The sequence below is a fragment of the Myroides sp. WP-1 genome (genome assembly GCF_014145635.1).
Taxonomy (GTDB): domain Bacteria; phylum Bacteroidota; class Bacteroidia; order Flavobacteriales; family Flavobacteriaceae; genus Flavobacterium.
In genome coordinates this window covers 13747-26480 of record NZ_JACHTC010000019.1, presented here as the reverse complement: position 1 = coordinate 26480, position 12734 = coordinate 13747, and the positions used below count along the sequence as shown (strand labels likewise).

Here is a 12734-nt window from a genome sequence, read left to right as displayed (position 1 = left end):
TTAAGAAATTAGAAGTTGTAGTAAACATTTACAAAGAAATTACGGCCATATCCATAAAAGTATTTGTTGCCAAATCGATTATAAGGACCACTGTTGCGCTCTATCTCTTGCTTGTAGTTTGCATTTCTCGCTTGTTCGAATCCACCTGTTTTATAAACTTTGTTGAATACATTGTTGATTGAAGCGAAGAAGCCTACAATTGTTCTGTTGGGTAATCGCCACGATTTACCACCAGTAATATTGACGATAGTAAAGTCGTTTAGTTTCTCCTGTTTTAAAATTTGACGCAATTTTCCGTCTGTAATATCAGTGAATGGTTGACCTGGAGTTGTAGGGTCTAAAACGAAGTTTCGCGTCCTTCTTAGAGCCGATACATCAGTATAAGCATCAGCCATATAGTTTACGTTTGCACCCACAAACCAAAAGGCTGGATCTCTATATTCCAAACCAAGGGATAAAGCCGTTTGAGGACCATTTGAGAGCTTGTATTTCTTGAGAGCTGCTTCTCCATAGTCAAAGGTACGCGATAGGTTATCTGATGATAAATACACATTGGGATTACTCGTGTAAAAAGCTTGTCCAAGTGCAGCTGCAGCAGTAGCCTTTACGGTTGGAGTAAGTTGATATTCTGCCCCAATTTCTAAACCAAGATGCCTTTTATTAATACCTGTTAATACTTCAGATACAAAGCTATTGCCATTGTTGTATAGTTCTCCATTCTCATCTCTTAGACCTGCACCATCAGCGAAGTAAAAATTAATTTTAGTACTGTTGTGAATTTCAGAAAAGTAACCGGTTACTCTTGCTTTTAGCTTTGGTGTACGCAAGATGTAGCTACCATCTACACTAAAAATGTCTTCATTTTTGGGCGAGGGAACTAAAGCATTGTTTACACGTACATTCGCAAAGGTATTTTTAATCGTAGGTGCTTGTTCATGATAAGAAATATTGACATCCAAGGCGTGTTTGCCCGTTATTTGATATGTAGCTCCTCCTTTTAAACCAACGGTTGTAAAGTCTGTGTGACCACTTTTTCCATAGGAATTATCCATATATACGGGGTTTTTATACAATCCCTCTCGTTGGTAATTGGTATATCCGAGATTTGATGCAAAATAAAAATCAAGTGGCCCGTAATCAAAAACAAGCTGAGCAAATACATCAACAACATCTGCATAAAGTTTATAGTTATAACCAAATTTATCACCTTCTTTGACTTGTCGATTAGGGTTGTTGTTGTCTTTATCTTGTAGTTCGGGTTTTTGATAAGTATCGATGTCTAAATAATACCAACCACCTAATAAATCCGTTAGTTTTTGGTAGTTGTTTGACGTTAATTTTCTGTAATTTATCCCTGCATCAAAAGTGATATTGTCATCTATTTTTCGTTTTAAAGAAGAATTCAGCGCGAAGATTTTTTCTTGTTGGCGATCTTCGTATAATACAATTTTACTTCTTCCATCAAAACTGTTATTAGTCGCATAGATGTTATTCCAATCCACTTGTCCTCCTTCAATGAAAGAGATTCTGTTTTCTTCTGCATTTTTTAGAGCAGAGATGGTATTGACTTTCATCGGGTTGTTAGGAGAAAGGCTATTGAACTGTTCGGGCGTCATCGTCCAAAAGGAAGGGTCAATTTGCGTGGTATAGTAACTAGGTAAGTATTTATAGTAGGCAGGGTCTGGATTAAGATTATTTTGATAACTAAATCGACTATCTGCAATATACCCAAATTGGTAAGAGGCGGTAGTAGTTAAGGATGTTTTTTCATTCATATTCCAATAATGAGTCAGCATGAAAATGGGCTGTTCAATGTCGCGATAACGAGAATTTCGTTTATCTCCCTCTTGCCATCCCCAATAGGAATTGTATTTAAAACCTTTTAGATCCGCTTGTTCCTGGGTTAAGGGAGCATTTTTCCCTCTTTTATTTTTGGCATAGATGGCAGAAAAATTTAAGCTGTGTTCCTCATTAAATTTTTTCTCAACTGCAGTAAAAAAAGATAAAGCATCGTAATTTGTACCTTCCCAGTAACCTTCTTTAGCTCCTCTATAAGATCCTGCTACTACATAGGCCCATCCTTTTTTATTCAAACCAGAGGAATGCATGAAGGTTGGTCTCCAGTTATAATTGGTGTTAGAACCTGAAAAAACAGCTCGTGATCCTTTTCGAATATGAGAGGCTCGCGTTGAAATGGCTTGCGTTCCCAAAATACTTCCGTATGTATAATCGGAGGGTTTAGAACCAGATGAAAACTCCTGATTGCGCATCACATCGTTTAAGCCTCCCCAGTTGCTAAATTGCGGACGACCATCTAAAATGCGATTCATCACAACTCCATTGATAAGTGTTTTTCCGTATTCGTTGTTTAGTCCACGAACCTTAAAAAAAGATTGCCCCCAGTTGAAGGCTGCTACTTGTTGAAAAGGGTCTTTAGTTGCCTGTAATAATCCCGACGAAGTATCCGAACCAGAATTGTCATCGCTGAGATCATTTTCAGTTAAAGTAATAAAGCCAATTTGAGCTTGAGCCATTAAATCTTCTTCCAGAATAATTTCACCTAAATCTAAGGTGCTATTATCTTCTCTAGTTACATACAACTGTAAATTGACGTACCCAGGATAAGATAATTCTACCGTTTGTTCCTCAGATGAAATGAGTTCTAAAACAAAGATTCCCTCACCGTTTGTTAGAGTCGAAATATTAGTGCCAACGATTCTCGCATGTACCGCATTAATCGGGATTCGAGATTTGGCATCGAGTACTTTTCCTCTAATTTCGTGATAGTCTTGTGCAAACGAAAATGTCGATGTTGCACACAACAAAACAAATAAAAGTTTCCTCATAGTGCTATTTAATATTAAAGTGCTAACCTGAAAAGTAGTATACTTTTCCTAGTAAAGTTAAGTTTTTAAGATAAAAACTGCTATTTTTGTCATAAGTATTTTTCTAAATTACGTTAACTTATGAAGAAAATAGTAAAAATATTGACTTTAGGGTTAATTCTAGTAGGACTAGGTATAACTCTTCACGCCCAAGAAAAAAAGTATCAAATTCACACAATCGCATTTTACAATTGTGAAAATTTGTTCGACACGATTCGCGATCCCAAGATTTATGATGAAGAATGGACACCTGATGGAGCACAAGCGTGGACAAAAAAGAAATACGAGAAAAAAATAGAAAATCTCACACGCGTAATGTCGCAAATTGGCACTGATGAAAATCCCAATATGCCGGTTGTTATCGGAGTTGCCGAAGTGGAGAATAGAGGTGTATTAGAAGATTTGATTCAAGCAGCAAGCATGAAATCGGGCGATTATGGAATTGTACATTATGATTCACCAGATCGTCGAGGTATTGATGTGGGATTACTCTATAGTAAAAAACATTTTTCACCAACACATACATCTAAACATACACTTTACATCTATGATCAACTCAAAAATAATAAGCGCATTTATACACGAGATCAACTGCTAGTTACAGGGTTGTTGGACGGAGAAGAAGTTCACTTTATTGTCAATCACTGGCCGTCAAGAGTAGGTGGAGAAAAGGCAAGTAGCCCAAACAGAGAAGCTGCAGCTGCGCTAAATATGAAAATCATCGATTCTCTTCAAGGAATTAATCCACAAGCGAAAATCATCACCATGGGAGATATGAATGATGGTCCATATAATAAAAGTATCAAGAAAGTATTAAATGCCAAAAGCAAAAAGGAGGATGTAAAACCACAAGGATTGTTTAATCCTATGGAAAAGATGGCGAAAGATGGTTTAGGAACGTTAGCGTATCGCGATGCTTGGGATATTTTTGATCAAATGATATTGACAGAGGCATACCTACAAGAAGGGTATGACTCTTGGAAATATTGGAAGGCAAGAATATTTAAAAAACCATTTATGATACAAGCTACAGGACAGTATAAAGGATATCCTCTGCGAAATAGTAATAGTGAACCTGGTTTTAGTGATCACTTTCCCGTTTACATTTATCTGATTCGCGAACAACGATAAAAAAAGAGTGCAAGTGCACTCTTTTTTGAAATTATAAACTTGTATACGATTTTTTTAATCCACTTGTTCCTCTTCAAACCGAATCTCATCGAGTATCAAATCGTAATCACTGGCTATTGTGGCGGTTTTACCTCTAAATCGAATAGAAAGTAAAGGGCCTTGTCCCGACTGATTGTAGGCAAAATCGCCTAAAGGAAGGATAATTTTAATCCATTCACCTTGGGTGTTGATTGTGCCTTTGTATTGATTAACGTTGCCCTGTTCATTGGTATGAGAAGAGGGAAGTATGATTTTACTCTGTTGAACATCTTCAAGATTATAGGCAATAAAATACCCCATTGCATTATACACATTGACGGAGAGCGATCGCTTACTTGCTGTTCCTTTTAGAAGGAAAGAAAGGGAAGTGGCAGTTGGGGGAACTTGCACGGATGAAACGATAAAGGCGTAATCCGTTTTAGTAGGCGAACCTTGAAAAGCCAATCCTGTAGACTGCTCCCATCCTAATCCTACAGCCTGAGTGGCAAATTTTAATCCAGTTGTACCAATGGAAGCGGTAAAATCATCCCATTGTTCAAAGTCAGAACCAGGAAAAGCCAATAGAGTGCCAGGTTGAACAGGAATTGTTTCTTGTTCAATTTCTCCTTGATCCGGATCTGTTTCACCTTCTGTTTCTGAAGAAAGCTCATCCAAAGACGGTTGGTCGAGTTGTAGGTCTTCTAAGACACGGGGATAAAATTGAATTTGTTTACCGAATACATCTGCAATTCCCGTAATTGTACCACTGTTGGCTGTAATGACATAATCAACAAAGTCTTTGCTCATTTTTCCTGTTCGGATATAGCAAGTATTTCCCTTGGCATCTTTTACCTTTCTCAACGTATAACCTTGTGTATCTACATCGAGAGGATCGTATAGTTTTTTTCCTATGTGACTTGGATCAAATTGAACCTTTTCTAGAGTAAGTAATTTACCAACGTATTGTTCCGTGTTTTGTTTGAGCTTTTCTATCGTTAGATGATGGTTGTATATCGTTAGATCAGGTACTGGATCACAATACGATTTGATGCATTGAACAATAGCGTTCTTCGCAATACTTCCAATGTATTGTTTACCACTAGTGGCAGTGTATATACCGCCGCCAAAGTTTAACTTTCCATAACTATTGATGCAATATAGATTGGCTAAGTGGAGTTGAATTTTGGTGCCTGGAGGAAAAGTTGTAAATGATGCTGTCATTTCTAAATTGATAATGGCTGGGGTTTGTGTTTGTTCATCTACTATGTAGAGTTTGTTGTAAAAATTTCCGCCTTGGTCACTTGAAATGACAAGTGCCGTTAAGATGTCAGTTTTTGAGCCAGGATAGGGTCTAATTTTATCGTCTATGCGTTTAGATACCTCCTCTAACGTTGTGTTGACTTGCAGGACGGGGTCGGCACATGTAAGTGAGGGAACAGAAAAATTGTCGTTTTTAGCACAGTTGGCAAAAAGGAGAAGTATAAAAAAATGGATTAAGGGTGTATATCTTGTTTTCATTGGATGGGGGAGTTAAATGTTATAGTAAATTTGAATGAAGAAGTTTCGGCCATAACCAGACCAATATTTGGTGCCAAATACAGCATGTCCTCCTTTGGTGCGTTTTAGCTCTTGTGCATAAGTGGCATTTCTTGCTTGTTCAAATCCACCCGTGCGATAGGTAGTATTGAATAGATTTTGTACGGTGGCGAAAAAACCAAGTGTCGAGCGATTAAATAGTCGCCAAGATTTGCCTGCAGTAAGAGAGACTAAACTATATGTGGGTAGTCGCTCTTGTTTAAGAAGTTGACGTAAGTGTGCGGAGGTTAACCCTTCAAAAGGAAGACCCATTTGTTCTGGATCGCGAATAAAGTGTTGGGTTCTCCTAAGAGGAGCAACGTGAACAAAAGCATCAGCAAGGTAATTGACTGTTGTTCCAATAAACCAAAAAGTAGGAGCGCGATAAGTTATGCTCAGGGATAGTGCTGTTTGTGGGCCATTGGCAACATTGTAGTTTACTAAACGAGTTTGACCTAAATCTACCGGTTGAGATGCATTGGTTGCATTGTAATGTAAATTGGGATTGTTTGTGTAATAAGACTGGCCCAACGCTGCAGCGGCAGAGAGGTTAATTGTAGAAGTTAACGCATAGGAAGCACCTAGTTCCATACCAATATGACGTCTGTTGCTGTTGGTGATGCGTTCAGAAACTAAATCTCCCTTGCCCTCCGAAATAGCAATACCCTCTGTATAAAAAAAGTTGAGCTGTGTATCATTGTGTACTTCTGTTAGATAACCTGTTAATCTGGCTTGAAAAGTAGGTGATCGAAAGCGATAGCTACCCTCTACACTAAAAATATTTGCCGCTTTTAACTGAGGCGTTAACTCGTTGCTAATTCGAATGTTAGCAAATGAAGTTTGAATAGATGGCGCTTGATTGTTGTAAATTGCTTGGACTTGAAACAGGTGTTTACCTGATAAGTAATACGTTAAACCTCCTTTAATCCCCAATGTATTGAAATGCACTTGTTCACTAGTTCCGTAGGATTGAGTAGGGTAGTGCGGATTTTTGTATTGTCCTTCTCGTTGATAAGTGCTAAAGGAAATATTTTCCGCCAAATAAAACTCCAATCGACGATAGCGAAAGACAAATTGACTAAAAACATCGGCAGTTGTTGCGAAAATTTTGTAGTTATATCCGTAGTGATCTCCAGTAACAAGAGTGCGATTGGGATGGTTTACATCGCTGTCTTGTAATTCTTTTGCTTGAAAAGAATCAATATCCATATAGTGTGTCCCCCCTAATAAGTCAACGAGCTTTTTAAAGTTTGAAGACTGTAAATGGCGATAATTTAATCCTGCATAAAAGGTTATGTTATCTGAAAAAACAGTTTGAAAGTTGGTGTTAAATGAGCGTGTTTGATCTTGTTGTCGATCTTCATATAATACAATTTTACTCTGTCCATTAAAAAGGCTATTGACTCTGTATAGTTCTTGCCAATTGAGCTGTCCCTTTTGTTGAAATGCCGATCCAACTTGTTCCGCTTGTTGTAAATTGGCTAAAGTTGCCTGTTTAAAGGTGTCATCTTCCGAAAGAGAAGCAAACTCTTCTGATGACATTTGCCAGTAAGCATCGTCAATTTGAGTAAAATAATAACTAGGCAAGTTTTTGTAGTAGGCAGGATCTGGATTTAAATTGTCTTGGTAGTCCAATCGGCTTTGTCCTTGATACCCCCATTGATACCCCAGAGTTGTAGTTAGCTTTGTTTGTTCATTTAATGTCCACGTATGTGTAAGTGTAACTAACGGTTCCTCAGTGATTTGATAACGGGCATTTCGCTTTTTTCCATTTTGCCAACCCCAATACGAATTGTAGTTCACTCCTTTAAGCTGCATTTGCTCTAACGTATTAGCATTGTTTTTAGCGCGTTTATTTTTGGCGTAAATACCCGAAAAACTTAGGTTGTGTTTATCGGTGATTTTTTTTTCAATGCCCACAAAAAAGGATAAAGTATCGTAGTTTGTACCTCGCCAGTAGCCCTCTTTAGCTCCGCGATAAGAACCTGAAAGCGAATAAGCCCAATTGCTAGGAGTTAAACCAGATGCATAGCTAAAAAAAGGCTTCCATTGGTAAGTAGTAGTTGAACCGGCAAAGCCAAGGCGCGTTCCTTTTCTCAAGTTTGAGGCTTGCGTATTGATTGACTGAGTGCCTACAATACCGCCAAAGGATTCTGGAGCTACAGAAGATCCCGTATAAAACACCTGATTTCTCGTCGCCTCATTTAACCCGCCCCAATTGCTCCATTGAGGACGAAGATTTTGCATTTTGTTCATAACTAATCCGTTGATTAGTAGTTTTCCATATGCATTGTCTAACCCTCGAATGCGAAAAAAACTTTGCCCCCATGCGTATGCAGCCGCTTGCTGAAAAGGGTCTTTCGTTGCCTGTAGTAACTGAGCGCTGCCCATTGTAGAAGAGGCGTCATGGTCTAAATCATCCTCTGCTAAAGTAATTAACCCCAATTGTTCGGTAGAAACCCAATCTTCTTCGAGAAATAAATGGCCGAAATCCAACGATTCTTGAAAGGCAATTTCAACAGCGAATCGCTTGGTTGTATGGGCGGGAGAAGACAATTCAATCTCCCAAGATCCTGGTGCTGAAAATTGTAGAGTAAAGACCCCTTCTTGGTCTGTTGTGGTGAATTGATGAGTGCCCGTTATACGGGCTACTACGGCCTGTAGCGGCTGACGCGTTTTGGCGTCGAGTACCTTCCCCGTAATTTTTTCTTCCTCCTGTGAATAGATCCAGGAAAACGGAAAGGTTACAAATAAGACAAGTAAAAAATTCTTCATAAACAAAATAGATTATTAAATGGATGTTAAAAATGATTTATTTCTTATAAAGTTAATTTTTTATTGAATTATTATTTATTTTTAATTGTATTTGATGAAGAAAAATTATAAAAATGAATGAAATGATAAATTATTGTTTGAAATTATTAATTTTACTTGTAGGGTTGGTAGGGAAAGGAACTGTTTTTGCACAGGATAAACAATATCAAGTGCGGACGATAGCCTTTTACAATTGCGAAAATTTGTTTGATACGCTTAAAGACCCCAAGAATAGAGATGAAGAATGGACGCCACAAGGGGCAAGAGTTTGGACGCAAAAGAAATACCAACAAAAACTACGTAATTTAGCTCGTGTTTTGTCGCAGGTAGGTAGGGAAGAGAATCCCCTGATGCCATCAATTATAGGTGTGGCTGAAGTTGAAAATCGCCAGGTATTAGAAGATTTAGTCCAACAGCCTAGCTTACAACGCGGCAACTACGGTATTGTTCACTTCGACTCTCCGGATAGAAGGGGAATTGATGTTGGATTATTGTATGCAAAAAAACATTTTGTCCTCCTCCAAAGCTCTAAACATACCCTTTACATTTACGATCAACGGCAAAAGTCAAAAAACAAGACGTCTAAAAGGAGAATTTATACCCGAGATCAGCTATTAGTATCCGGTTTATTGGAGGGAGAAGAGATGCATTTTATTGTCAATCACTGGCCTTCAAGAGTAGGAGGTGAAAAATTAAGTAGTGTTAATAGAGAAGCGGCAGCGGCATTAAATAGAAAGATCATAGATTCTTTGCAAAAGATTAATCCACAGGCTAAAATTATCACGATGGGAGATTTGAATGACGGACCGTTCAATACGAGTGTAAAGAGCATCATGCAAACGGAAGGAGATCAAAGTAAAGTACAACCACTGGGGCTGTTTAATCCGATGGACAAAATGGCTAAACAGGGATATGGAACTTTAGCCTATCAAGACCAGTGGGATATTTTTGATCAACTTATTTTAACAGAAGCTTTTTTAGGGAATGATTATGCATCTTGGCGCTATTGGAAAGCTCAAATTTTTCAAAAACCCTTTATGGTACAATCTTCAGGGCAATATCGAGGTTATCCCTTGCGCAATACAACCAATGAACCAGGATTTAGTGATCACTTCCCCGTCTTTTTGTATGTCATTCGAACTTGGTAAAAAAAAGGTAGTACAACGTACTACCTTTCTATTATTGAAAAAGTTGTTCTATGATTTCTTGTCCATACACTTGGGAGATTTTCTGAACAAACGACTCAAAGCTAAAACTAGCTTCTTGATTAGCCTTGTCCGAAATAGTGCGAATTACACTGCAAGGAATGTTGTATTCGTAACAAATCTGTGCAACTGCAGCTCCTTCCATTTCTACGCAAAGTACTTCAGGTAAGGCTTGTTGTAATTGCTCTTTTTGGTGATCTGTAGAAAAAAATTGATCTCCACTAGCAATTGTACCGAAGTATACTTTGGGTTGATTAATGGCAAATTTTTTCAATTCTTCTGGCGCGATTTTAGTGGTCAGTATTGCGGGTGCAATAAAATTTTCAATGTGTTTCATCACTTGATTTGATCGCGTTGAATCTGTTTCAAAATAGGTCTTTTGAAGTAAAGGTATTTCGTATTTTGGTCGCAAAGGAGAAACATCCATATCGTACTGAATCAAATCTTTTGCAACTACAACATCTCCTACCTCAATGTGCGGTGCAATTCCGCCTGCAACACCAATAAAGATAATTTCACTCACGTTGAAGCGCAATAATAAAGCTGAAGCTGTTGCTGAGGCCGCTACTTTTCCAATACGCGAAAAAACAACAACAACTTTTTGCTTGCCCAATTGACCTTCATAATACGTGCGATTACCAATTGTAGTGGCTGTTTTGTTTTCTAAAATTGCGATGATTCCGTCTACTTCTTGGGGAATTGCCCCCATGATACCAATAATTTGTTCCTCCATTTTAACTCGTATGTTAGTAGACCAAAAGTAGAAATAATTGTTTAATATACAGACCGCGTCTCAACTGTCAGGACTGAATGATCAACGGCGTTCTCTTCAATGTGTTAGTAATACTTGCTTTTTTTGGCGAATAAAATATGGATACGAGTTGTATTTGGTTTTTTTAGCGTAAAAGCGCGAATTATTACAACTAAAAAAATCTTGAAGTGGCCTATAAAAAAATAGTATCTTTACAACGAAAAGTGAGAATATTATTCCTCCTAATTTTGGAGGATCAATCATATAAATACATAAATATATAAATGGCTTGTACAAATTGTTCAACGAAGACAGATAGTAATGGCGTACCTAGAGGGTGTCAGAGTAACGGAACATGCGGAACAGACAGCTGTAATAAATTAGCAGTTTTTGATTGGTTGTCGAATATGGTTTATCCAAATTCAGACAGCATTTTTGATATAGTTGAGGTTCGATTCAAGAACGGAAGAAAAGATTTTTATCGCTATCCTAGTGGGATGACTATTGCAATGGGAGATATCGTTGCAACGGAGACTTCTCCAGGACACGACGTCGGAATTGTTTCTTTAGTAGGGGAACTTGTGAAAGTTCAGATGAAGAAAAAGAAAGTAGATCCAGAAGGAGAAATCTTAAAGATCTATCGAAAAGCTACACAAAAGGACATTGATATCTGGCAAGAAGTTCGCGAAAAAGAAGAACCTGTGCGCATGCGTGCAAGGGAAATTGCCATCAACTTAAATCTTGAAATGAAAATATCTGATGTTGAATTTCAAGGAGACGGATCAAAAGCAACGTTTTATTATACAGCAAGTGAGCGTGTAGATTTTAGACAGTTAATTAAAGAATTTGCGAGAGAATTTAGTATTCGCATTGAGATGAAACAAGTGGGATTTCGTCAGGAAGCTGCGCGTTTAGGCGGAGTGGGATCTTGCGGAAGGGAGCTTTGTTGTTCCACTTGGTTAACTGATTTTCGAAGTGTAAATACTGCAGCAGCACGATATCAACAATTGTCATTAAATCCACAAAAGTTGGCCGGACAATGTGGTAAACTTAAATGTTGCTTAAACTTCGAATTAGATACGTATTTGGAGGCGTTGAAAGATATGCCCGATTCTGATACGAAATTAATGACAGTAAAAGGAATTGCTTTTTGTCAGAAGATCGATATTTTCAAAGGACAAATGTGGTTCGCTTATGCAAATAATTCTGCCAATTGGTATGTGTTGACTGCAGAACAAGTTAAAGAAATCTTGGACTTAAATGCACAAAACGAAAAAGGAAATGAATTAGAAAGCTACAGCGAAGATATTCCATCAGACAAAGATCACTTCCAAAGTGCAGTTGAACAAGATAGTGTTACGCGTTTTGATCAACCAAAACGAAGAAGAAAAAACACCAAATCAAAAGGTAAATCGGCAGATCGTGAAGGTGTTTCAACTCCAGGAAAAGGAAATGAAGGGAAGGAATCTAGTCAGACTGCTGAAGATAGAAAACGCAAACCTAAAAATAGAACTAAAAACGCTGAGGGAAGAGAGAAACCTGTAGCGAAAGAAGGGGATCGTAGAGCAGAAGGCAGACCTGAAAGAAAAACAGAAGGCAGACCAGAGCGCAAAGCGGAAGGAAGAGCGGAAGGGAAACCAGAACGAAAAACAGAAGGAAGAGCTGAACGCAAATCTGAGGATAAAGGAGAAGGCAGACCCGAAAAGAAACGCGTGAATCGCGAGCCTAAAGGAACTGAAGATACTGGTGGTGAGGATAAAGTAAAAAACCAAAAGCCTCGTTCCAATAAACCAAAACAAAGAAAACCGCGTCCAACGAATTCAAATAACCCAACAAATAAACAAGACGGTGAAAATAAATAAGCTTTATTTAACTTTGAGTCTTTTGTTCGGCCTGTTGATCAGCTGTCAACAGGACAACAAAGTAGTTTTTGATGAATTTCAGCCAACCAAAGGAGTCTGGGAAAGAAATGACATAAAAACCTTTGTTTGCGATGTACAAGATACCTTGACCGCAAATAATTTGTTTATGAATGTACGCGTAAATAACGAGTATCCTTACAGCAATATGTTTGTCATTTTTAAACTGTATAAACCCAATGCAGAAATTGTCATTGATACAATTCAGTTCCAGATGGCTGATCCCAACGGAGCTTTACTCGGTAATGGGTTTTCAGATGTCAAAGAAAGTAAATTATGGCTGAAAGAAAATTACATTTTCGATCAAGCTGGGAAATACAAAATGACACTTGAACAAGCCGTTCGAGCATTAGGAGATGTAGAAGGAGTACCGGCTTTAAATGGTATTAGTGAGGTAGGACTTAGAATCGAAAAAGCAGAATAAGTTTTTTAAAAT

At 38.0% G+C, this 12734-nt stretch carries 8 protein-coding genes; 4 read left to right on the top strand and 4 right to left on the bottom strand.

The genetic code is table 11. From position 1 onward, the window contains the following. Nucleotides 1–8 precede the first annotated feature (8 nt). Nucleotides 9–2846, bottom strand: coding sequence for a carboxypeptidase-like regulatory domain-containing protein (locus tag H4K33_RS14010; protein WP_182650059.1), 2838 nt, complete (start codon nt 2844–2846; stop codon nt 9–11). 120 nt (nt 2847–2966) lie between these two features. Between H4K33_RS14010 and H4K33_RS14005 the strand changes: the two genes are divergently transcribed. Further along, nucleotides 2967–4016, top strand: coding sequence for an endonuclease/exonuclease/phosphatase family protein (locus H4K33_RS14005; RefSeq protein ID WP_182650057.1), 1050 nt, complete (start codon nt 2967–2969; stop codon nt 4014–4016). Nucleotides 4017–4070: 54 nt separating this feature from the next. Here the strand turns inward: H4K33_RS14005 and H4K33_RS14000 are convergent, their stop codons facing one another. Then, nucleotides 4071–5552 (bottom strand): DUF5689 domain-containing protein, encoded by a 1482-nt coding sequence (locus H4K33_RS14000; RefSeq protein WP_182650055.1) that lies wholly within the window; start codon nt 5550–5552, stop codon nt 4071–4073. A gap of 12 nt (nt 5553–5564) precedes the next feature. Beyond that, nucleotides 5565–8384 (bottom strand): carboxypeptidase-like regulatory domain-containing protein, encoded by a 2820-nt coding sequence (locus H4K33_RS13995; RefSeq protein WP_182650053.1) that lies wholly within the window; start codon nt 8382–8384, stop codon nt 5565–5567. A gap of 113 nt (nt 8385–8497) precedes the next feature. On the opposite strand from H4K33_RS13995, the gene H4K33_RS13990 reads away from it, so the two are divergent. Then, nucleotides 8498–9571, top strand: a complete 1074-nt coding sequence (locus tag H4K33_RS13990; protein WP_182650050.1) for an endonuclease/exonuclease/phosphatase family protein — start codon at nt 8498–8500, stop codon at nt 9569–9571. Nucleotides 9572–9602: 31 nt separating this feature from the next. Here H4K33_RS13990 and H4K33_RS13985 read toward each other — a convergent pair whose 3' ends face one another. Beyond that, nucleotides 9603–10361 (bottom strand): 5'-methylthioadenosine/adenosylhomocysteine nucleosidase, encoded by a 759-nt coding sequence (locus H4K33_RS13985; RefSeq protein WP_182650048.1) that lies wholly within the window; start codon nt 10359–10361, stop codon nt 9603–9605. 302 nt (nt 10362–10663) lie between these two features. Here H4K33_RS13985 and ricT point away from each other — a divergent pair, with 302 nt between their 5' ends. Together ricT and H4K33_RS13975 are read left to right on the top strand one after the other, a co-directional pair. Further along, complete coding sequence (ricT, locus tag H4K33_RS13980) at nt 10664–12241, top strand: regulatory iron-sulfur-containing complex subunit RicT (protein ID WP_182650046.1); 1578 nt, start codon at nt 10664–10666, stop codon at nt 12239–12241. After that, nucleotides 12228–12722 carry a gliding motility lipoprotein GldH gene (locus H4K33_RS13975; protein WP_182650044.1) on the top strand — a complete coding sequence of 165 codons (495 nt, stop codon included), beginning with the start codon at nt 12228–12230 and terminating at the stop codon, nt 12720–12722. Before ricT ends, H4K33_RS13975 begins: the two co-directional genes overlap by 14 nt. The last annotated feature ends 12 nt before the right edge of the window (nt 12723–12734 follow it).